We start from the raw sequence: 21,162 nt of genomic DNA, 5'->3' as shown, positions 1-21,162 counted from the left end.
CTCATACAGCGGTGCCTTCACTCTGTGACTCTTCTTCTGTTTCCTTCGGCATATAATTGTCAAAGATCTTTACCAGGAAAAACGAATTGCAGTATGCGATCAGTCCAAATCCTACAAACAGAAACAGAACAAACAGGGAGGACTGCAGCTGATAAGACTGCACAAACAGAATCAGCAGCGGACACAGCCCGATAAGGATCATGATCACCGTATATGGAAGATGACGGATCGCCATGAACAGTGCATTCTTGAGCGTATTTTTGGTTGAATTATAAAATCTCGCAAGAATCGGATACACATACAAAAACAATACAAAATAAATGATTGCAAATGCCATAAAGATGATATGCAGAATCTGTCCGGCACTGCCAGGCATGGATTTTGCCACATTCAGGTCAAGATACAGGATCACACCAACCGCGATCAGTATCAGGTTAATGACCGTTGCCTGCTTGAAATTTTCTTTAAAGGACTTAAAGAAACTCCTCACAATATATGCTTCCTCGTTTCGTACCATTTTCAGCGTCACATAGTACATTGCTGTAATGGAAGCTCCGGCAGTAACAATCGGAATACAGCAGATCACGCAGATGATATTTAAAATAAACAGATCTGCCACCTTATTCATAAATGTAAAAAACTTATTGTCCATATTGAAAAAACGTCCCATATGCACAGCTCCTTCTATCTCGTTTTTCATCCGATCTTTCATCGGTCTCTGCTTAACAGTATAACGAAATTTTCTCAAAAAAGCAATCAAAACCCAAACAGTTGTTTTCTCTCTATGGGACGATCAGCTGATCTACCGTTACCAGTTCATATCCCTGTTCTTTCAGGCTGTCTGCTACACGCAGGGCTGCATCCACTGTTGTCGCATATTCATCATGCATCAGGATGATCGAACCATCCTTGATCTGTTCCTGCACCGTTCCGATGATTTTTTCGGTATTCTGTACTTTCCAGTCCAGTGTATCGATCGTCCAGAACACCGGAAGCATCTCCACACAAAGTTCCAGGTTCTTTTTCCATGCCCCGAACGGCGGACGCATATACTGCGGATAGTTTCCGGTCGTCTCAAAAATGACGTTGTTCGTTTTCAGTATTTCTTCCCGTGCTTTTGTTTCATTCAGCTTGTCAAGCTGTACATGATGATACGTATGGTTTCCAACCAGATGCCCTTCTTCCTGTATCCGCTTTACCAGTTCTTTGTTCTTCTCGATCTTCTCTCCCAGCAGAAAAAAAGAGGCCTTTATATTTCTTTCTTTGAAACCATCCAGCAAAAGCGGTGTATATCTCGCATCCGGTCCGTCATCGAAGGTCAGCGCCGCCTGCGGATGCTGTTGCTCTTCCAGTGAACACCCTTCCGTTACCACAGTCTCTGACAGCTGCTTTTCCTGTATTGACTGTTCCACCAGACGCAGCATCCCCTGACCGGCAATGGTCTCCGCCACAGCCCTTCCTGATGTCCGCACAGCTTCTGAATCACTTTTTATGCTCCACATGGCAGCTGCCAAAATGACAGTCGCGATCACAGCAGAAAAAATCTTTCCTTTTTTCATTTTCCGGTTCTCAGCTTTTCCTTCTTTTCAATATATGATAGCCTGATGCAAAAAAGCACCGGCAGTTCTGGTTTTCCCAAAACTGTCGATGCTTCTTTCGTTCTTATTTGTTCAGCATGATCTTTAACTGCGCTTCAATCGCATCTACGCATTTCTCAAATCCGAGTTTACCACTGTTCAGGCAGAGATCGTAATTGGTCGCATCGTTCCAGACACCACCTGTAAATTTACGGTAGTAGTCCTGTTTGCGCTTGTCATCCTTGAGAAGGAATTTCTCCACATCTTCTCTTGATCCGGAGATCTTCTCGGAAGCCTGCTCTACACGGAATTCCCATGGTGCATGGATGAATACACGCAAGGTATTCGGACGATCCTTGAATACATAGTTGACACAGCGTCCTACGATCACGTAAGATTCTTTTTCCGCAAGATCATTGACAACCTTCGCCTGGTAATTGAAAAGGTTTTCATCAGAGATGAAGTCCTTGCTGCCCGGCTGATGAAGGTCTCCTTTGTAGATACTTTCTTTGCTTCCGAAAAGTGAACTTTTGATCTTATCTCCTGCTTCTACCTTGCCAAAAAGTTTTACGTCAATTCCACTCTCATCGGATGCCATCTGAATGATCTGCTTGTCATAAAAAGAGATTCCCAGACGTTCTGCCAGCATTTTGCCGACGGTACGTCCGCCGCTTCCATACTGTCTTGCAATTGTGATTACAACCTGATCCATTATTGATTCCTCCCTATTCTCCCAGATATGCTTTCTGGACAGATTCATCATGAAGCAGATCATCTGCTTTTCCTTCCAGAGTAATGCTTCCTGTCTCCAGGACATATGCTCTGTCAGCGATAGAAAGGGCTTTCTTTGCGTTCTGCTCAACGAGGAGAACGGTTGTGCCGCTTTCACTTACTTCTTTGATAATATCAAAGATCTCATTTACAAAGATCGGAGACAGACCCATGGACGGCTCATCCATCAGGATGATGCTCGGTTTACTCATAAGAGCACGTCCCATTGCAAGCATCTGCTGCTCACCACCGGAAAGTGTACCGGCACGCTGTCCTGTACGTTCTTTCAGACGTGGGAATCTCTTGTAAACCATCTCAAGGCTCTGTGCAATCTCATTCTTATCTTTTCTTGTGTAAGCACCCATCAGAAGGTTTTCGTATACAGACATATCTGCAAATACACGACGTCCTTCCGGTACATGTGCCATACCCATCTCTACGATCTTATGTGCCGGTGTCTTTGTAAGGTCTTTGCCGCCAAACATGATACTTCCTGCTTTGGCCGGGATGATACCGGTCAGTGTCTGCAGAGTCGTTGTCTTACCAGCACCGTTCGCACCGATCAGCGCGATAACTTCTCCCTGTTCTACATGAAAGGAAATCCCCTTCAATGCCTGGATGACACCATAATAAACCTGGAGATCTTTTACTTCCAACATTGACATTTGATTTTCCTCCTATTCTCCCAGATATGCAGTGACAACTGCCGGATCCTTCAGGACTTTCTGTGTCTCGCCCTGTGCGAGCACCTGACCGAAGTTCAGTACAGTTACCTCTTCGCAGATACCGCCGACCAGCTTCATATCATGCTCGATCAGAAGAGTAGTCATATCAAAATGTTTCTGTACGAAACGGATGGTATCCATCAGTTCCTGTGTTTCATTCGGGTTCATACCTGCTGCCGGCTCATCCAGAAGAAGAAGCTTCGGATTGGTTGCCAGTGCTCTGGCGATCTCGAGTTTACGCTGTTTACCATATGGAAGATTTCCTGCAAGGGTATCTGCTTCTTTGTCAAGGTCAAATACCTTAAGGATCTCCATCGCTTTTTCGTTCATTTCTTTTTCTACTTTGTAGTATTTCGGAAGTCGTAAGATTCCTGTCAGAGTAGAATACGCATGATGATTGTGAAGTCCGACCTTGACATTGTCAAGGACCGGCATATCCTTGAACAGGCGGATATTCTGGAAAGTTCTTGCGATACCGGCTTTGTTGATCTCAATCGTACTCTTTCCTGTGATATCCTGTCCATCCAGTTTGATAATACCTTCGGTCGGTTTGTATACACCTGTGAGAAGGTTGAAGATTGTTGTTTTTCCTGCACCGTTCGGTCCGATCAGACCATACAGCTGACCTTTTTCGATAGATACGTTGAATCCGTCAACTGCACGAAGACCGCCGAACTGGATTGCCAGATGATTTACTTCCAACATTGCCATAGTTAAGCTGCCTCCTTTTTGCCCTTAGTGCCTCTGATTTTTTCCATGACACGTGCTCTCCAGTTTCTTGCTGCCGGTGCCCAGTTAAAGAGCATCATCACGATCAGGACGATCGCATAGATCAGCATACGATAGTTTGCAAATCCACGGAGAAGTTCCGGAAGTGCATAGAGGATGATCGTCGCGATCATAGAACCTCTTAAATTTCCGATTCCACCAAGTACCACATATACCAGGATCAGGATAGACATGTTGTAGTCAAATCCGGATACCTTTAACATAGAAAGGTTATGTGCATAAAGAACACCTGCAACACCAGCGAGAGCTGCGGAAATCGTAAATGCAAGAAGTTTAAATTTTGTAATGTCGATACCTACGGATTCTGCTGCGATACGGTTATCTCTGGTTGCCATGATGGCACGTCCGCTTCTGGAGTTTACCAGGTTCTGTACGATAAACAGAGTCAGCAGGACCAGAAGGATTCCGATCGGGAAGAAATAATGCTTCACATCTTTATAAAGAGCACCTGTTCCGGAGATACCAAGCGCACCTTTCAGGATCTGCTTGCCGCCTGCCGCAAGTTTCAGATTTGCGGCGCTTGTTGCAACGTGAAGTCCGTTTTCATCAAAACCGATGTACAGGATATTGATCAGGTTCTTAATGATCTCACCAAATGCCAGTGTTACGATTGCAAGGTAGTCACCACGAAGGCGAAGTACCGGGATACCGATGATCACACCAAATACAGCGGCTACTGCTGCACCGATCAGGATTGCGAGGATAAATCTCGGTACCTGCGGGATATCGCTTGCAATATGTGAAAATAATGCACTGGAATACGCGCCGACACACATGAATCCTGCATGACCAAGACTCAGTTCACCGGAAAAACCAACTACCAGGTTCAGGGAAATCGCTGCAATTGTATACACACACAGCGGAACCAGAAGACCGGTAAGAAGTCTGGACAGATGTCCTGTTCCGGAAAGGATCTGTACGATCACAAAAAGTGCGATCACGATTCCATAGTTGATCAGATTGTTCCTTGTTGTTTTGTTCATTGTCTTTTTCATTTCGGCCACCCCTTATACTTTCTCCTGGATGTTCTTTCCGAACAGTCCGGTAGGTTTTACAAGAAGTACCACGATCAGAACTGCAAAGCAGATTGCATCTGCAACCTGTGAAGAAATATAGGCTTTGCCAAAGATCTCGATCACTCCAAGAAGAATACCGCCGACCATGGCTCCCGGAATAGATCCGATACCACCGAATACGGCTGCAACGAATGCTTTGATACCAGGCATCGCACCAGTGTATGGTGTCAGTGTCGGATAAGTCTGACAGAGAAGAAGTCCTGCGATTGCAGCAAGTCCGGAACCGATTGCAAATGTCATGGATATCGTTGCATTGACATTGACACCCATCAGCTGTGCAGCGTCACGGTCTTCGGAAACTGCCTGCATGGCACGTCCCGGTTTTGTCTTCTGAACAAAGAACATCAGTCCGACCATGATCACGATACAGGTCAGGATCGTTACGATCGTAATTCCCTTGATAACCAGCTGTCCGTCAAACAAAGACAACGTTGGCACATCAATAACAGTTACAAAACTTTTGGCATCTGCACCGAAGATCAGTAATGCCAGGTTCTGAAGCAGATAACTGACACCGATCGCGGTGATCAGTACTGCCAGGTTGGAGGAAGCTTTACGAAGCGGGCTGTAAGCAACTTTCTCGATCACCATACCAAGAACGGTACAGAAGATTACGGAAAGTACAATAGCCAGCACCGGAGACATACCTCCTTTGGTAACAGCGGTAAGGATCACAAATGCGCCGACCATGATGACATCACCATGAGCGAAGTTCAGCATTTTGGCGATACCGTATACCATTGTATACCCCAGGGCAATGATCGCATAGATACTGCCCAGGCTGATTCCATCTTTTAAATAGGATATAAAGCTCATAATGCACCTCTTTAAATTATTAACTGATTGTCTTATTAGTGCAAGAAAGGGGGACGGCCCTGTGATAACAGGCAACCGTCCCCCGTCCTCTTATTAGTTCATCTTAATGTGATTATTCCATTTCTACGTAAGCGCCGTCCTGGATCTCGAAAGCTTTTGGCTCTTTATCGCACTCGCCGTCTTCTGTCCATTTTGCTTTACCGGTAAGACCATCAAGTTCTACACTGAGCATTGCCTCAGACATAGCTGCGCTGATGTCTTCGTTAGACATATCCGGTGTGATTGCAGCTGCATCTGCTGCTTCTTTCATAGCGTAGATAACATCGTATGTATCTGCTGCGAACTGGTTCGGAACTTCGTCTTTGTTTGCATCTTCGTATGCTTTTACAAATGCCTGAGATTTTTCGTCTTCTGCTGTTGCAGAGAATGGTGTCAGAAGCATAACGCCTTCTGCAAGGGATGTATCGAAGTTTTCTACTCCAAGGATACCATCCATACCGTCTACACCGAATTTCTTAACATCATCCATTCCAGCGTCATGTGCCTGCTGAAGGATCAGAGCATTGTCTGCATAGTAGTTTGGAAGGAACAGAAGTTCTGCGCCACTGTCTTTGATCTTTTTAAGCTGTACAGAGAAGTCTGTGTTGCTGTCTGCTGTGTATGCCTCGTCAGCTACAACTTCCAGACCGTTTTCGTCTGCTGCTGCAACGAATGCATCGTTGATACCTGAGTTGTAGTCTGCAGATGAATCATAAAGAACTGCTACTTTTGTAGCCAGCTGATGTTCACCAATGTACTGTGCGGATTTGGTTCCCTGTGCAGGGTCTGTGAAACACATACGGAATTCATTGCTTCCGGCTGTGATACTGTCTACTGCTGTTGCAGATGGTGTGAACAGGAATGTGCTCTCTGCTGCTTCTGCCCCTACAGCGATACAAGCACCGGATGTAACGGTACCGCAAAGCATCTGCATTCCTTTGTCAAGAAGGTCGTTGTATGCGTTGACTGCTTTTTCCGGATCAGCCTGATCATCACCAGCGTCAAGGATCTCAACGTTGTATCCGTTGAATCCGCCGTTTGCGTTAATTTCTTCTGCTGCAACCTGTGCTGCATGGTATACACCAAGACCATACTGTGCGTTGTCACCTGTCATCGGTCCGATCACACCGATCTTGAAGGTCTCATCATCTGCTGCAAATGCAGATACCGGCATCATTGTCGCTGCCATTGCTACTGCTGCTGTTAAGCTAAGTGCTTTCTTCCAATTTCTCATAATAAAGCTCCTCCTTTTTATCCTCTAGCCCGCGTTACCTGTTACTGCTCAGTCCATTCACAGCAACATCACTTTCATTCGCTAAAGCTTTAATGTTTTTGATTATAGCATTGGCCATAGCCGATTGCAAGAGAAAATTTTATATTTATTTAAGAATTTGTTTTTTCTCAGGCAACCGTTGTCTTTCTTACGCGGACACAAAGGTTATAAAAAAACCGCAGTCCGATCGCGGCGCTGCGGTCTTTTGTCTCATGATCTGCTATTAAGCAACTGCTTTTTTAGCGATTTCAGCAAGTGCTGCAAAACCTTCTGCATCATTTACTGCCATCTCTGCAAGCATCTTTCTGTTGATGTCGATGTTTGCAACTTTAAGTCCGTGCATCATTTTGCTGTAGGAAAGTCCGTTCATTCTTGCTGCTGCATTGATACGAGCGATCCAGAGCTGTCTGAACTGACGTTTTTTCTGTTTACGTCCTGCATAAGAGCTTGCAAGTGCTCTCATAACAGACTGTTTTGCTACTCTATACTGTTTGGAACGAGCTCCTCTGTAGCCCTTTGCCAGTTTTAATGTACGGTTATGTCTTTTCTTTGCGTTTAATCCGCCTTTAATTCTTGCCATTTCTTATTTCCTCCTGTTTGTCTTCCAATATCGTCTGCTGCTTACTTATTCTTATAAATAAGGCAGTGCTTTCTTAATGTTCTTAAGGTTTGTAGAATCTACAACAGTAGCTTTTCTCAGATTTCTCTTTCTCTTCTGAGATTTCTTTGTTAAGATATGGCTCTTATAAGCTTTATTTCTCATGATTTTTCCGGTTCCGGTCTTTTTGAAACGTTTTGCTGCTGCTCTACAAGTTTTAATCTTAGGCATAATTAGTTCCTCCTTGATTCGTGGTTCTGTTTTTTATTTCATATTATCATAAATGTGTGCGACGGCACACGACCTGTGATAACTGCTTAACGCTTTTCACTCAGAAACATTGTCATGCTTCTGCCTTCGATCTTCGGTGCCTTCTCTACGACTGCGATGTCTGTGAGAAGTTCAGCGAAATCATCCAGCACATGTCTGCTGCTTGCCATATGTGCCATTTCTCTTCCGCGGAAACGTAAAGTAACCTTTACACGGTCTCCTTTGGAAAGGAACTTTCTTGCTGCATTGACCTTCGTCTTTAAGTCATTGGTATCAATGTTTGGAGAAAGACGTACTTCCTTAATGTCGATTGTTTTCTGTTTTTTCTTAGCTTCTTTTTCCTTACGGGAGAGCTCATAACGATACTTGCCGTAATCGATAATCTTACAAACCGGCGGCTTTGCCTGCGGTGCGATTTTTACAAGGTCAAGTCCGGCTTCCTGTGCTTTTGCATACGCTTCTCTGGAAGAAACGATTCCAAGCTGTGCTCCATCCGGCCCGATCAAACGTACCTCTTTGTCTCTGATCTGTTCGTTAATCATTAAATTGCTAATTGTAGTACACCTCCATACCTGTAAATGATAAACCTGACTCTCTGTCACCCTCATACTTCCGAAACAAAAAAGAGTATGGACAGCAATCCACACTCTACTATATCCTGCAATAACGGAACGATATTCCGTATTCAGTACAACAACTTCGTTTTTAAAACGATTTGCTGTGATATATCAACCCGAGCCGCATCCTGTGCGCTGAGGTGAGAGTGTTACTCTGCTTTGTTTTCTTCACGTACTCAATTAATTTATCATGAGTTTTGTTCAAAGTCAAGAAGTTTTTTCATTTTTTTAATCCGTATATTTTTCCGGATTCTGCAGATACTGTATCCGAATGGATGTACAGCATCCATGAATCATCTGATAAGGAGGTTACAACTATGACAATTCTGAATTGCAGTGCAACCAAATGTATCTACAACGAAAACGAGCTCTGTTCAAAAGGTGATATCGAGATCACCGGCGACAACGCACATCGTGCTGATGAAACCAACTGCGGAAGTTTCCGCGACCGTACAACAGCAGGCATGATGAACAGTGAAGCTCAGCACTGTGGATGTGAAAAAATCAACATCGACTGTAAAGCCCAGGAATGTACCTACAATGATCACTGTAACTGTACCGCATCCGCGATCAACGTATCCGGCTGCAGTACTGATGGCTGCAACGAAACAAAATGCAGTACGTTTGCATGTAAGTGCTGACATATCCACAAAAAAGACGCTGCCTCAAACAGCGTCTTTTTATATGTGCATTTCTTATCTGTTTTTCAGAAAATCCGGAATCTGGATGTCCTTTTTCTGTACTGTGCTTGTCGGAACCTTTCCTGTATAAGAACCACTGTTCATTGTCGGAAGGCTGAAGCTCGGCATAGTCATACCACCGGAAACCGGTGAAGATGTACCTGCTGCCGGTTTGCGCACATTAAATGGTGTGGCATTGCTTCTTGAACCGAATGGTGTTGTCTTTGCAGCTTCATCAGATAATCCTGTTGCAATAACTGTGATTCTTGCATAATCAGCTACAGAATCATCATACATTGCACCAAAGATGATATTTGCATCTTCTCCTGTCAGCTCCTGTACATAGCTTGCTGCATCATTTGCATCCATAAGAGAAATATCTCCGGAAATATTGATGATAACATGAGTCGCACCTTTGATGGTCGTTTCCAGAAGCGGGGAGGATACCGCCTGCTGAACAGCTTCCATGGCTTTGTCGTCTCCTCTTGCTTCACCGATACCAATATGTGCAATACCCTTGTCTGTCATAACTGTCTGAACATCTGCGAAGTCAAGATTGATCAGCGCCGGCAGATTGATCAGGTCTGTAATACCCTGAACTGCCTGCTGAAGAACTTCATCCGCTTTGCGGAGAGCTTCCGGCATAGTTGTCCGGCGATCTACGATCTCCAGTAATTTATCATTCGGGATAACGATCAGCGTATCAACAGCTTTCTTCAGATTTTCGATTCCTGAAAGAGCATTGTTCATACGTGTTTTGGCCTCAAAACGGAACGGTTTTGTTACTACACCTACAGTCAGGATTCCCATTTCCTTGGCTGCTGCTGCAATAACAGGAGCTGCACCAGTACCGGTACCACCGCCCATACCGCAGGTAACAAATACCATATCTGCGCCTTCGATCAACTGTTTTACTTCTTCTATGCTCTCTTCAGCGGCCTTCTGTCCAACTTCCGGCTGTGCACCGGCACCGAGGCCCTTTGTAATCTTTTCACCAATCTGAAGTACTGTTGGAGCTTTGCAAAGTGTCAGAGCCTGTTTATCAGTATTTACACCAACAAACTCAACTCCTCCGATAGCCTCTTCCACCATTCTGTTGACAGCATTATTACCGGCACCGCCTACACCGATCACAATGATCTTTGCAGAGGACTCGGCTTCATTTGACATAATCTCTAACAATGTACTTCCTCCTTTTATTTACCCAATATCAGCGTATCAGGCTGCATATAGATATATCATATATTTTTTTCTTAAATTAATCAACTACTATTTTTGTTTTTTTATACTTTTTTCACGATTATTCGGCATGAAATCCGCTATTCATAATATTCCTCATCGTAGTTATCCTGACCCCAGTCTTCTGAATACTCATCGCTGTAATCATTGTAATCACTGTAGCTGTCGGTCTCTTCATCGGTACTTTCATCACTCTCATCAGAAGTATCTTCTGAGGAATCAGCTCCCTCACTGCCCGGCATCGGACCGACATAATTCCCTTCTCTGTCGTATTCACTCACACCGTCAAATCCGCCAGATTCATTGTAGCCGCCATTCCAGTCTCCAAAACTGTCTATCAGATCCTGAGTCGGTGCAGGTCCCACGTAATTCATATCCGCATCATATTCCCCTGACCCCGTATAATCTCCATCTTCATCATAACCACCGATCCAGTTCTGAACCGCATAATCCAGTGCAGTCATAGGTTTGGCGCCTACATATTTGCCATTTGCATCGTATTCTCCATCACCGGTATATTCCCCGTTTTCATCATAGCCTCCGGTCCAGTTCTCCGCAGTTACCTCTTCCTCTTCTTTTTCAAAAGTAACTGTCTTGGAAATTTCCGTGATGTTCTCCATATGAAGCACACCTTTTTCTCCGGCTATCTGCGGAAGGATCGCAATGGCTCTGTTCATTTTGTCCTCCAGATATTTATCCTTCCCAAGTTTGACCGTGATATCCCCATAAACCAGATCGATCGTAGAATCCTCTTCCAGCTCAATGTGATCCGGCGTCATATCATTTTTGGCAAAGATCGTAGAAAGTGCCACCGCTGTATTCAAAACAGAATCCTTGATCGGAAGTTTTTCATTCATGATTACCTTCCTGACTTCGATCCCGTCAAAAAACGGCACTGTCTCATCTCTGTTTTTGTCGCCTTCCACAAAAATGCCACTGCGATCAAAATAAATATAATTATCCAGATATGGAATGCAGCCGACTATATTTTTTTCACGAACACTGATCACGATCGAGTTTCTGCCAGAACGACTGACTGAATATCCCTCAATATACGGAATATCCTCTACATGATCTCTGGAACATGTAAGCGGTGCCAGAATGGAATTGGAAGAAAACGTTCCTGTCAGAATCATTTCTTTAAGTTCATCACTGCTGTAATGCGTACTCTCCATCACTTCAACCTTTGTAACATGGAAATAAGCAAAGAAAAAAATGATTCCTGCAAGCACTGCCACCGCTGCTGCTCCCAGAATCGTCCTGATCGTTTGTTTTGTTATTTTAAATTTCCTGTAATTGGATGTTCTCATATATAAATACTACCTGTATCCTCTGTTATCAAACCGCCTGCTGCTCTGAGATCTCCACAGAGATTCTCATATCCACGCCTGATGAAAGAATTGCCCTCAACAACCGAGTATCCCTCTGCTGCCAGTGCCGCGATCACAAGCGCTGCTCCACCTCTCAGCTCTCCTGCCCTCACTCTGCATCCGGCAAGTCTGCCACCTCGTATCTTTACTTTGCGTCCGTCAGTCTGTACCTCCGCGCCCATTTCCGCGAGTTCCTGACAGATTCTGAAACGGTTTTCAAATATATTTTCTTTTATACAGCTTTCTCCATCCACTGTTGCAAGAACTGCAAGGAGCGGAGACTGAAGATCTGTCGGAAATCCAGGATAAACTGCCGTCTCCAGATATTCCACCGGAAAACGGATTCCCATTCCGTTAGCTATTAGTTTACCACTCTTCCATTCATATTGTCCACCCATTTTCCGATATACTTCCAGGAAAGCGTCCAGTTCGCCTTCCGGGGCATTGGGAATCGTGACCTTCCCACGCGTTGCTGCAGCCGCACAGAGATAGGTTCCTGTCACGATCCGGTCTGCCGGGATCTTCATCTCTCCACCCTGAAGTGCCGACACTCCTTCTATCTCAATACATGGTCCTCCCTCTCCACAGATCCTGGCGCCCATACTGCGCAGATATCTGCACAGCCACAGAATTTCCGGTTCTTCCGCACAGTTTCTGATCACAGTCTTCCCCTCTGCAAGCACCGCTGCCAGTACAGCCTGCTCTGTCGCTCCCACACTCTTCTTTGCAAAAAAGATCTCTCCGCCTTTCAGTTTTCTGGCAGATGCATGAAGCATTCCCTCCTGTTCTGTGATCTCCGCGCCAAGAGAACGTAAGGCATAAAGATGCAGATCTACCGGTCTTTTTCCGATCACACAGCCACCCGGATAACCGATAGCGCCTTTCTGCCATCTTCCCAGCAAAGCCCCCAGCAGGATTACAGAACAGCGCATTTTTCCGGCATACTGTTCCGGTACTTCTGTTCCATTCGCCCGCGTGCAATCCAGATACAGATCATGTTCTTTCCACCAGGTAACTGCTCCCAGTCTCTGCAGGATCTCTTCCATACAAAATACATCTGTGATCCGCGGGCATCCTCTCAGCACGCTGACCCCGGCATGAAGTAAAGAAGCTGCCATCAGAGGCAGCACCGTATTCTTGGATCCCTGCACCACTATACTTCCACAGATCTTTTTCCCCCCGACAATGTGAATCTCATCCACCTGGTCCACTCCTTCAGGGACTCTTACTGTTAGTATATGCCAAAAGCCAGACCTCCGTCACAGAAGTCTGGCTTTTGATAAGTTATAATTCATGATACAGGTACAACTGCCTTCCGGTCCTTGTATCCTGCTGTTACAGATTCCTTACGTATTCTTTGAACATATCGCCACGCTGTTCATAATTGTCAAACTGTCCCCAGCTTGCACATGCCGGTGAAAGTAATACCGCATCACCCGGGTTGGCTTTTTCTGCACATACCTTTACGGCTTCTTCAAGATTTTCACACAGAATGCACGGGCATACCCCAAGGCGTTCTGCCGCTTCTCTGATCTTGTCACGAGTCTGACCGATCAGCACAAGATATCTCACTTTGCCGTCAAAAGCATTCAGCCATTCATCATAACTGGAGCCTTTGTCATATCCTCCGCCGATCAGCAGTGTCGGACGGTTCATCGCCTGAATGCCCTTGATCGCAGCATCCGGGTTGGTTCCCTTGGAATCGTTGTAGTAAGCAACACCGTTTTTCTCTGTCACGTATTCGATACGATGTTCCACAGCAGTAAACTCACAGATGCTCTTACGGATACTCTCTACCGAAACCCCTGCATAATATGCCATGGCAGATGCTGCCATCACATTCTCAAAATTATGCTGTCCGAGCAGTTTGAGCTCTCCGGTATGTACCAGCGGGATCTCTTCGTCTGCCGTTTTGAGTACGATCAGGTCTCCGTCCAGATAAATGCCCTCATCCAGTTTTCTTACACTGGAAAAATATACAGTCTTTGGAACAATATTTTTGCCGAATTCTCTGAGCACTTCATCTTCGTAATTGAGAATACAGAAATCCTCTGCAGTCTGATTTTTGACAATAAGCTCTTTGACACGAATGTATTCTTCCATTGTATGATGTCTGTTCAGATGATCTTCTGTAATATTGAGGATTGCACTGACTTTTGGTGCAAATGCATCAATCGTCTCCAGCTGGAAACTGCTGATCTCTGCCACAGTTGTGGAGTTTTCTTTCATTTCCAGTGCTTTGGAAGTATACGGTGTACCGATGTTTCCAACCACGAACACAGAGTCTTCAGCATCTCCCATGATCTTACCAAGAAGAGCTGTTGTGGTAGTCTTTCCGTTGGTACCTGTGATCGCAAGGACTCTGCCTTTTCCTGTACGATAAGCAAGTTCCACTTCACCCCACACCGGAAGTCCCTGCTCATAAAAACCTTTTACTACCGGAATGTCCGTCGGAACACCAGGGCTCAGGACCACCAGATCCAGTGTCTCCTGCACTTCCTGCGGAAGCTCTCCCGCATAGATCTCCACATCTTTGCAGTCCGGTAATTTATGTAATACAGCCTCTTTGTCGAGGTCTGCATTTCCATCGTAAATAACAGGACGGGCACCTACCTGTGCCAGAAGCTCTGCTGCACCGATTCCGCTCTTTCCGGAACCAAATACCAGTACTTTTTTCCCCTGTAAATCCATTTTTGTTTCCTCCTTACAATGCCAGAAGTGCGATCAGGCACATCACTGCAGTGATCACAGAAAATACTGCAACCACTCTTGTTTCTGACCATCCGCACAGCTCAAAATGATGATGGATCGGTGCCATCTTGAAAATACGTTTGCCATGAGTTGCTTTGAAATATGTCACCTGGATCATAACCGAAAGTACTTCTACCAGGTAGATCAGACCTACCAGCAGAATAAACAGCGGCATCTGCATCATATATGCAGCACCTGCCACAAATCCGCCCAGTGCCAGAGATCCGGTATCTCCCATAAAGACTTTTGCAGGATAGACATTAAACAGCAAAAATCCCATCAGTCCGCCAACAACCGCGCCGGTTACCGGTTCGATTCCACTGTTGGTACCAATGGAAACCACGGTAAAGAACACCGCAACGATCAGTGTTACGCTGGATGCCAGTCCGTCCAGTCCGTCAGTAAAGTTTACGCCATTGACCGTTCCGATAACCGCAAAAAACAGTACCGGAATCGCCAGCCAGCCAAGATTCAGATAATGATCTGTCCAGAACGGAATTCTCATTGCCAGATCTACATCTGTATAATTCAGAAGATAGTAAACAAAAATTCCTGTCACCACGATCTGTAATGCAAACTTCTGCCACGGAAGCAGACCGTCAGAACGTCTCAGGACAACTTTCAGATAATCATCCAGAAAACCGATGATCCCGAATCCGAGTGTCAGAAAGATCACCGGAATGATCGCCGGATAGTCTTTCACATAAAACAGGGATGTTACCACTGCTGCGATCAAAAAGATCACACCGCCCATTGTTGGTGTACCAGCCTTTTTCAGATGTGACTGCACACCTTCCACTCGTTCTGTCTGTCCCATCTTGAGTTTTCTCAGAAACGGGATGATGACTGGTCCCAGGATCACACTGATCGCAAAAGAGATCAGTACCGGGAATACAACTTGAATATTCATCCTCACACCTCTTATCATTCTTTCGTTTTTTATTACGTTTGATTATAAGGCTTTTCCTCAGATTTATCAAGGTATGGAAGGACATTCTCAAAAATACTGCGCACGACCGGAGCTGCGATCGTACCTCCATAGTAGATTCCCTGCGGGTCATGAATGATACACAGTGCCAGTACCTGTGGATCATCTGCCGGTGCAAATCCCAGAAACGAAGAGATATAACGATTGGCACTTCGCGGAAGAGTCTGAGACGTTGCCGTCTTACCGCCAATACGATATCCTTCTATCGCCGCATTCCTCCCGGATCCTTCAGAAACCACTTTTTCCAGAATTCCCCTCACCTCTGTTGATACCTCTTCTGACAAGATCCCTGTCTCTACCGGATACTCCAGTTCTTTTACCAGAGAGCCGTCTGCATTCTCAACTGCTACGCCAAAATGCGGTGTGATCCGTCTGCCTCCGTTGATCAGGGAACTCACGGTTGTGGCAAGCTGGATCGGTGTGATCTGAAACGACTGTCCAAAAGATACCGTTGCAAGTTCTACCTCTCCCATGTTTTCCTTGCGATGCATGATCGTGCCTGCTTCCCCCGGCAGATCAATGCCAGTTTTTTTCAGCAGGCCAAACTGTTCAAAATAACGATAATAATTTTCAACGCCAAGTCGAAGACCGACTTCTATAAAGACCGGATTGCAGGAATTTTCTGCCCCCTGTACAAAATTCTGTGCCCCATGTCCTCTTCGGTTTGCACAGTGGATCCGCCTGTCTTCTACAAGTTTATAACCCGGACAGTAAAAAGAATCCTGCTTCGATACTACCCCTTCCGCCAGTCCTGCTGCCATTGTGATAATCTTAAACGTTGATCCCGGTTCATATGTATCATTCAGACATGGATTTCTCCACATCTGATTAAGAAGCTCCTGTTTTTTCTCCTGGCTCAGCCCGGAGGTATCCACATTTGTATTCAGAGTAAATGGATCATTCAGATCAAATTCAGGCACATTTACACAGGCATAGATTTCTCCATTCTGTGGATTCATCAAAAGAATGGAAACACGTTCTGCCTGCTTTTCTTCCATCACTTTGTACGCCGCCTGCTGTGCATATTTCTGGATGTCCGCATCCAGACTGATCCTGAGATTCTGTCCTGCCTGCGGCTCTTTCCTGTTTTCTCCGATTCCATCCAGTTCGATTCCTCTCGCGTCTGTAGTCGTCAGGATCTTACCTGCTTCCCCCCTCAGGACATCCTCATATTCAACCTCCAGTCCGATGATTCCCTGATTATCCCCGCCTGTAAATCCCAGTACTTTGGATGCCAGTGAGCCCATCGGATAATACCTGCGGTAATCTTCATCTACTTTTACACCTGCAAGCCCTGCATTCCGGATCGCATCACCGGTTTCCTTTTCCACATTCGTCTTTATTCTTTCTATAGAAGATACTTTTTCTACTTTTTTTCTCAGCGTTTCCTCCGTTATCCCCAGTTTTTCAGAAAGTACCTGTATCACTTTTTCCGGTTCACTGATCTGGCTGTGGATCACAGAGATCGTACAGACCGTTTTATTAGCCGCCAGAACTTTTCCTTTTGCATCCAGGATCTCCCCGCGGGCAGCTTTGATATCTCTTTCTCTCTCATGCAGATCTTCTGCTTTTTCATAATAATAATCAGAACGGATCCCCATGAGATAAACCAGTCGGGCGATCAGTCCTGCGATCAGCGCCATACAGATCAGGAAAACGATCCAGACTTTTCGTTTGTGAAACGTATAGTTCTTTTTCATAAAAAAATCCCCCGGATACAGTCATACTAATATATGACTGTTCTCCGGGGGAGATACTGCTGACATTGCAGATTCCGCATTGATCCAGATTAATCCAGACCAGCTTCCTCATTGGTAATGCCTTCACTTTCCATGTCATTATTTTCTGTTGTTTCGCTCTCATCACCTTCTGGCGGTGCCGGAACATTTGTATCCGAGATTGCCTCTTTGAGCGTGTCTCCGGAAGAAGCAGTTGAAGAAGAGATCACCGAATCAGACTTGATATACTGTCCATTTTCATCTACTTTTAACTGCCCATTATCATCCAGAAGATATCCGTTTTCGTCAATACGGTTTCCCTCCAGATCTACACGGTTTCCACTTCCGTCTACCAGATTTCCCTGTTCATCCACACTGCTTCCGGATACATCTACCAGATGTCCTTTAAAGCCTTCCCAGAGTTCTGTATCCGGAACACTTCCATCCTCGCTCTCATCCGGAGCGACATTCAGATATGGAAGAAGTTCTGACAGGATTCCCTGTGCAATGTACTGCGGATATTTACTGTCTGCCTGGTCTTCTGCATTTGGCTCATCCACAACGACGTACAGCAGTACCTGCGGGTCTGCTACCGGTGCAAATGTAATAAAAGAAACCAGATATTTCCCATTTCCTCGTGGAAGTTTTTCTGCAGTTCCTGTTTTACCACCGGAACTGTATCCCTCCACTTTGGAAGTACGGCTGGTACCTTCCTGTACACTGGCTTCCATATAAGAACGAATATCTGCTGAGATTTCAGAAGATACCGTCTGTTTGAGAAGGATCGGATCATACTTCTTAACTGTAGAACCATTGCTGTCCCGAATCTCTGATACCAGATGAGGCTGATAATAGGAGCCTCCGTTGATAACCGAACACATGGCATTGATCTCCTGGATCATCGTAGAGGTAAATCCCTGTCCGAATGCCGAGCACGCAAGCTCTGTCTCTCCCATCGTTTCCTGTGTATGGATCACACCGGCTCCTTCATTCGGAAGATCGATTCCGGTACGGCTGCCAAAATTAAAAAGTGTCTGTGATTTGAGGAACTGCTCTGTCCCCATCTTTGCAGCGATCTGCATCATCGCATCGTTACAGGAATTCGCGATGACTTCCCGCAGAGTTTCTGTTCCATGCGCATCCGGCCATACTGCACATTTGATGTAGGTATCTCCATTCGCGCCAAACGTCTGTCCGCCATCACAGTTAAAGGTATCGGTATCTGAGATCTTGCCTTTTTCAAGTGCTCCGGCCATAACGATCGGTTTTACTACAGATCCCGGCTCGAAAGCATCTGTCACACAGAAGTTGCTCCACATGCCGTTCAGTGCAGTTACCGTTTCCTCATCATTCATCGCAGCGATCTCTTCCTCTGAATACAGGCTGGAAAGATCTCGCGGATCATTCAGATCAAAACGGTCACCTCCATCCATGGCAATGATCTCACCCGTAGAAGGTTTCATAGCGATCACACCGATATTTTTGGAACCCATTGCTTCCTTGAAACCGTTGACATATTTTTCTACGATCTGCTGTGCTCCGACATCCAGCGTCGTTACAATGCTCTGTCCGTTCTTCGGATCGATGATCGTCTGTTCCACATCTGCATCGTCATTGACATATCCATACTGTCTGCCATCTGCCCCCATCAGCGTACTGTTGTAATAACTTTCCAGTCCGACATCCGCGGTGTCACGTGACAAAGTAAAACCTACCGTCTCACATGCCAGTTCATTAAAGGGATACACGCGCAGATAATCTTCCTCAAACCAGACACCTTTGATGTTCTGACGTTCCTTTTTTTCCGCATCTGAAAGATTGCTGTCTTCTCCCGGTGATTCATAGTCCTCAAATTTTTTCTTTTCATCCATGGAAAGCTGTTTCTTGAGGATCCGATACTGACTGTTTTTGGTATCTGCAGCCGAAAGAATTGAACGAATCTTATTCTCATCCAGTCCGAGAACCTCTGTCAGTGCCTTTACGGTCGGTTCTACATAAGCCTCATCGGAATTTACTGTCTTGCAATCGAGGATCACGGAATATACTTTCTGACTGGTTGCAAGGATATTTCCATTCCGGTCATAAATATCTCCGCGTTTTGCCGGAAGTGTACTGCTCTGATATTTCTGCTGTGCCTGTGTCAGCACCTGTTTTTTGTATTTTTTGCCGCTGGTCGCATTGATATAGGTAATCCTTCCAAGCAAACAAACTAAAGCTAGCAGCACTACACCAAATAGTCCTACTAGCTTTCCTCTCATAAGGGTATTTATTTTTTTCTGAGGTTTTCTGCGATTCCTCTTACTGGTATTGCTCAATGATCTATCACCTCTTGGTCTCAGGAACATCCTGATACTGTCGCACATAACTGTTACTTGGCATACTGTATGTCTTTTTCTGATCATCTGTCGGATAATTCATTCCCAGACGACCGATAGCCAGCTTCTTGATCGTGTTCAGATCCACATCAGAAGTCACCTGACTTTCGTATGCGTTGTTTTCTTCTTTGATCTGTGACAATTCTGACTCCAGAGAAGCGACTGTTTTCATTTTGCCTGTCAGCTCCGACTTCAGCTGCAGATAATTCACACAGCAAAAAAGCACTGCCACACTGACTACTGCAAGAAAAACAACAAAGCCGCGTCCCATGCTCATCGCTTTTGCACGGTTTCTCTGTGCTTCACGACTAAGCTGCCTTGGCCGGGACACTGCCTGACGATCGGGCTCCCGCACGCGCCGCGCATTCTGCGTTGCTGCTGTTCGGCGTGGTCTCTCCGGAACTTCCTGAAGTCTGCGTGCTGTATTTCCATCCACATACATTCCCCGGGCATTTCTTGCATTTGTTCTGCTTTTTCTGGATGTGACCGCTCTGTTCGTCCTCTCCATTTGACTCTCACAACTTTCTATAGACTTATTAAAGGTATTTTCTTTCAAATATCCTGAGCTTTGCACTCTTTGATCTCGGATTTTCTTCCATTTCTGTCGCACTTGGCAGAATTGGCTTTCTGGTGATCACTTTGCCCTTGGATTTCTTGCCACATACACAGACCGGAAAATCAGACGGGCAGGTACATGGATTTTCATTCTTGCGGAATATTGTCTTGACAATTCTGTCTTCCAGTGAATGAAATGTAATGATACAGATTCTTCCACCATCATCCAGAAGATCGATCATGCCATCCAGAGACTCTCTCAGCACATCCAGTTCCCGGTTCAGTTCGATTCGTATCGCCTGAAACGTTCTCTTTGCCGGATGTCCTCCTGTCACCTGTATCTTCATCGGAATCGACTGACGAATGATCTCAGTCAGTTCTCCGGTCGTCTGAATCGGTGCACTGGCTCTGGCAGCTACAATATGCTTGGCAATATTTTTCGCAAATTTATCTTCACCGTAATCACGAATGATACGGTACAGTTCTTTTTCATCATAACCATTGACAATATCCGCAGCTGTGCGGCTCTGTCTCTGATCCATTCTCATATCAAGCGGTGCATCCACACGATAGGTGAATCCTCGCTCTTCATTGTCTAACTGATAAGATGAAACGCCGAGGTCCAGAACAATTCCATCGACTTTCTGAATCCCGAGATTTTTCAGCTCATTCGCCATGTAACAATAATTGCTGCGAATGATCTTTACTCTGTCCTCATAGGCAGCCAGCCGTTCACTCGCAGCAACTATTGCATCTTGGTCCTGATCTATGCCAATAAATCTCCCCTTGGCAGAAAGTCTGCGGCACACTTCCTGTGCGTGCCCTGCTCCTCCCAGAGTTCCATCCACGTAAATACCATCCGGTCTTACCCTTAAACCGTCGATGGTCTCGTCCAGTAATACAGATTTGTGTTTAAATTCCATATCCGTCTCCTG

Annotated in this window: 21 protein-coding genes; 1 reads left to right on the top strand and 20 read right to left on the bottom strand. The window is 45.4% G+C overall.

Features of this window, described 5'->3' with window-relative positions; genetic code table 11:
* Position 1: 1 nt before the first annotated feature.
* The 11 genes from KQI91_RS04295 to infC all read right to left on the bottom strand — a co-directional run bounded on the left by KQI91_RS04295 (position 2) and on the right by infC (position 8,476).
* Positions 2 to 670, bottom strand: a complete 669-nt coding sequence (locus KQI91_RS04295; RefSeq protein ID WP_216391634.1) for a YesL family protein — start codon at positions 668 to 670, stop codon at positions 2 to 4.
* A gap of 112 nt (positions 671 to 782) precedes the next feature.
* Positions 783 to 1,559, bottom strand: coding sequence for a polysaccharide deacetylase family protein (locus tag KQI91_RS04290; protein ID WP_253288353.1), 777 nt, complete (start codon positions 1,557 to 1,559; stop codon positions 783 to 785).
* A gap of 103 nt (positions 1,560 to 1,662) precedes the next feature.
* Positions 1,663 to 2,289 (bottom strand): cytidylate kinase-like family protein, encoded by a 627-nt coding sequence (locus KQI91_RS04285; protein WP_216391633.1) that lies wholly within the window; start codon positions 2,287 to 2,289, stop codon positions 1,663 to 1,665.
* 13 nt (positions 2,290 to 2,302) lie between these two features.
* Entirely contained in the window at positions 2,303 to 3,013 is a 711-nt protein-coding gene (locus KQI91_RS04280) for an ABC transporter ATP-binding protein (protein ID WP_022213249.1), read from the bottom strand.
* Positions 3,014 to 3,025: 12 nt separating this feature from the next.
* Positions 3,026 to 3,784: an ABC transporter ATP-binding protein gene (locus tag KQI91_RS04275; RefSeq protein WP_216391632.1), complete on the bottom strand. Its 759-nt coding sequence runs from the start codon at positions 3,782 to 3,784 to the stop codon at positions 3,026 to 3,028.
* Positions 3,785 to 3,786: 2 nt separating this feature from the next.
* Positions 3,787 to 4,857 (bottom strand): branched-chain amino acid ABC transporter permease, encoded by a 1,071-nt coding sequence (locus KQI91_RS04270; RefSeq protein WP_216391631.1) that lies wholly within the window; start codon positions 4,855 to 4,857, stop codon positions 3,787 to 3,789.
* Positions 4,858 to 4,869: 12 nt separating this feature from the next.
* Positions 4,870 to 5,754, bottom strand: a complete 885-nt coding sequence (locus KQI91_RS04265) for a branched-chain amino acid ABC transporter permease (protein WP_216391630.1) — start codon at positions 5,752 to 5,754, stop codon at positions 4,870 to 4,872.
* A gap of 112 nt (positions 5,755 to 5,866) precedes the next feature.
* Positions 5,867 to 7,027 (bottom strand): ABC transporter substrate-binding protein, encoded by a 1,161-nt coding sequence (locus tag KQI91_RS04260; protein WP_216391629.1) that lies wholly within the window; start codon positions 7,025 to 7,027, stop codon positions 5,867 to 5,869.
* Between the two features lie 262 nt (positions 7,028 to 7,289).
* A complete protein-coding gene (gene rplT, locus KQI91_RS04255) occupies positions 7,290 to 7,646 on the bottom strand; it encodes a 50S ribosomal protein L20 (RefSeq protein ID WP_216391628.1) in 357 nt (118 codons plus the stop codon).
* Positions 7,647 to 7,697: 51 nt separating this feature from the next.
* Entirely contained in the window at positions 7,698 to 7,895 is a 198-nt protein-coding gene (gene rpmI, locus KQI91_RS04250) for a 50S ribosomal protein L35 (RefSeq protein ID WP_015541985.1), read from the bottom strand.
* Between the two features lie 86 nt (positions 7,896 to 7,981).
* Positions 7,982 to 8,476 (bottom strand): translation initiation factor IF-3, encoded by a 495-nt coding sequence (gene infC, locus KQI91_RS04245; protein ID WP_216391792.1) that lies wholly within the window; start codon positions 8,474 to 8,476, stop codon positions 7,982 to 7,984.
* Between the two features lie 392 nt (positions 8,477 to 8,868).
* Between infC and KQI91_RS04240 the strand changes: the two genes are divergently transcribed.
* Positions 8,869 to 9,192 (top strand): DUF1540 domain-containing protein, encoded by a 324-nt coding sequence (locus KQI91_RS04240; RefSeq protein ID WP_216391627.1) that lies wholly within the window; start codon positions 8,869 to 8,871, stop codon positions 9,190 to 9,192.
* Between the two features lie 54 nt (positions 9,193 to 9,246).
* Here KQI91_RS04240 and ftsZ read toward each other — a convergent pair whose 3' ends face one another.
* From ftsZ to rsmH, 9 genes are all read right to left on the bottom strand, one after another.
* Positions 9,247 to 10,401 carry a cell division protein FtsZ gene (gene ftsZ / locus KQI91_RS04235; RefSeq protein ID WP_216391791.1) on the bottom strand — a complete coding sequence of 385 codons (1,155 nt, stop codon included), beginning with the start codon at positions 10,399 to 10,401 and terminating at the stop codon, positions 9,247 to 9,249.
* Positions 10,402 to 10,550: 149 nt separating this feature from the next.
* Positions 10,551 to 11,780: a cell division protein FtsQ/DivIB gene (locus tag KQI91_RS04230; RefSeq protein WP_216391626.1), complete on the bottom strand. Its 1,230-nt coding sequence runs from the start codon at positions 11,778 to 11,780 to the stop codon at positions 10,551 to 10,553.
* Entirely contained in the window at positions 11,777 to 13,042 is a 1,266-nt protein-coding gene (gene murA, locus KQI91_RS04225) for a UDP-N-acetylglucosamine 1-carboxyvinyltransferase (RefSeq protein ID WP_216391625.1), read from the bottom strand. Before murA ends, KQI91_RS04230 begins: the two co-directional genes overlap by 4 nt.
* Before the next feature lie 133 nt (positions 13,043 to 13,175).
* Positions 13,176 to 14,531: a UDP-N-acetylmuramoyl-L-alanine--D-glutamate ligase gene (gene murD / locus KQI91_RS04220; RefSeq protein WP_216391624.1), complete on the bottom strand. Its 1,356-nt coding sequence runs from the start codon at positions 14,529 to 14,531 to the stop codon at positions 13,176 to 13,178.
* A gap of 13 nt (positions 14,532 to 14,544) precedes the next feature.
* The gene (mraY, locus tag KQI91_RS04215) at positions 14,545 to 15,501 is read right to left on the bottom strand and encodes a phospho-N-acetylmuramoyl-pentapeptide-transferase (protein ID WP_216391623.1); all 957 of its coding nucleotides are present in this window, start codon (positions 15,499 to 15,501) and stop codon (positions 14,545 to 14,547) included.
* Positions 15,502 to 15,533: 32 nt separating this feature from the next.
* Positions 15,534 to 17,279, bottom strand: a complete 1,746-nt coding sequence (locus KQI91_RS04210; RefSeq protein ID WP_216391622.1) for a peptidoglycan D,D-transpeptidase FtsI family protein — start codon at positions 17,277 to 17,279, stop codon at positions 15,534 to 15,536.
* Between the two features lie 89 nt (positions 17,280 to 17,368).
* On the bottom strand, positions 17,369 to 19,522 hold the full coding sequence (locus KQI91_RS04205; RefSeq protein ID WP_330654444.1) for a penicillin-binding transpeptidase domain-containing protein: 2,154 nt from the start codon (positions 19,520 to 19,522) through the stop codon (positions 17,369 to 17,371).
* A gap of 97 nt (positions 19,523 to 19,619) precedes the next feature.
* Positions 19,620 to 20,180: a hypothetical protein gene (locus tag KQI91_RS04200; protein ID WP_216391620.1), complete on the bottom strand. Its 561-nt coding sequence runs from the start codon at positions 20,178 to 20,180 to the stop codon at positions 19,620 to 19,622.
* Positions 20,181 to 20,208: 28 nt separating this feature from the next.
* Positions 20,209 to 21,150, bottom strand: a complete 942-nt coding sequence (rsmH, locus tag KQI91_RS04195; protein WP_216391619.1) for a 16S rRNA (cytosine(1402)-N(4))-methyltransferase RsmH — start codon at positions 21,148 to 21,150, stop codon at positions 20,209 to 20,211.
* Positions 21,151 to 21,162 lie beyond the last annotated feature (12 nt).

It is taken from the genome of Blautia sp. MSJ-19 (genome assembly GCF_018918125.1).
GTDB lineage: Bacteria > Bacillota > Clostridia > Lachnospirales > Lachnospiraceae > Blautia_A.
The sequence above is the reverse complement of the archived record's forward strand: the minus strand, read 5'-3'. Positions and strand labels throughout refer to the sequence as shown.

Coding starts and splice junctions, on each gene's coding strand:
- KQI91_RS04295 (WP_216391634.1), bottom strand. CDS start 670: ATGGGACGTTTTTTCAATATGGACAATAAGTTTTTTACATTTATGAAT.
- KQI91_RS04290 (WP_253288353.1), bottom strand. CDS start 1,559: ATGAAAAAAGGAAAGATTTTTTCTGCTGTGATCGCGACTGTCATTTTG.
- KQI91_RS04285 (WP_216391633.1), bottom strand. CDS start 2,289: ATGGATCAGGTTGTAATCACAATTGCAAGACAGTATGGAAGCGGCGGA.
- KQI91_RS04280 (WP_022213249.1), bottom strand. CDS start 3,013: ATGTCAATGTTGGAAGTAAAAGATCTCCAGGTTTATTATGGTGTCATC.
- KQI91_RS04275 (WP_216391632.1), bottom strand. CDS start 3,784: ATGGCAATGTTGGAAGTAAATCATCTGGCAATCCAGTTCGGCGGTCTT.
- KQI91_RS04270 (WP_216391631.1), bottom strand. CDS start 4,857: ATGAAAAAGACAATGAACAAAACAACAAGGAACAATCTGATCAACTAT.
- KQI91_RS04265 (WP_216391630.1), bottom strand. CDS start 5,754: ATGAGCTTTATATCCTATTTAAAAGATGGAATCAGCCTGGGCAGTATC.
- KQI91_RS04260 (WP_216391629.1), bottom strand. CDS start 7,027: ATGAGAAATTGGAAGAAAGCACTTAGCTTAACAGCAGCAGTAGCAATG.
- rplT (WP_216391628.1), bottom strand. CDS start 7,646: ATGGCAAGAATTAAAGGCGGATTAAACGCAAAGAAAAGACATAACCGT.
- rpmI (WP_015541985.1), bottom strand. CDS start 7,895: ATGCCTAAGATTAAAACTTGTAGAGCAGCAGCAAAACGTTTCAAAAAG.
- infC (WP_216391792.1), bottom strand. CDS start 8,476: ATGATTAACGAACAGATCAGAGACAAAGAGGTACGTTTGATCGGGCCG.
- KQI91_RS04240 (WP_216391627.1), top strand. CDS start 8,869: ATGACAATTCTGAATTGCAGTGCAACCAAATGTATCTACAACGAAAAC.
- ftsZ (WP_216391791.1), bottom strand. CDS start 10,401: ATGTCAAATGAAGCCGAGTCCTCTGCAAAGATCATTGTGATCGGTGTA.
- KQI91_RS04230 (WP_216391626.1), bottom strand. CDS start 11,780: ATGAGAACATCCAATTACAGGAAATTTAAAATAACAAAACAAACGATC.
- murD (WP_216391624.1), bottom strand. CDS start 14,531: ATGGATTTACAGGGGAAAAAAGTACTGGTATTTGGTTCCGGAAAGAGC.
- mraY (WP_216391623.1), bottom strand. CDS start 15,501: ATGAATATTCAAGTTGTATTCCCGGTACTGATCTCTTTTGCGATCAGT.
- KQI91_RS04210 (WP_216391622.1), bottom strand. CDS start 17,279: ATGAAAAAGAACTATACGTTTCACAAACGAAAAGTCTGGATCGTTTTC.
- KQI91_RS04200 (WP_216391620.1), bottom strand. CDS start 20,180: ATGGAGAGGACGAACAGAGCGGTCACATCCAGAAAAAGCAGAACAAAT.
- rsmH (WP_216391619.1), bottom strand. CDS start 21,150: ATGGAATTTAAACACAAATCTGTATTACTGGACGAGACCATCGACGGT.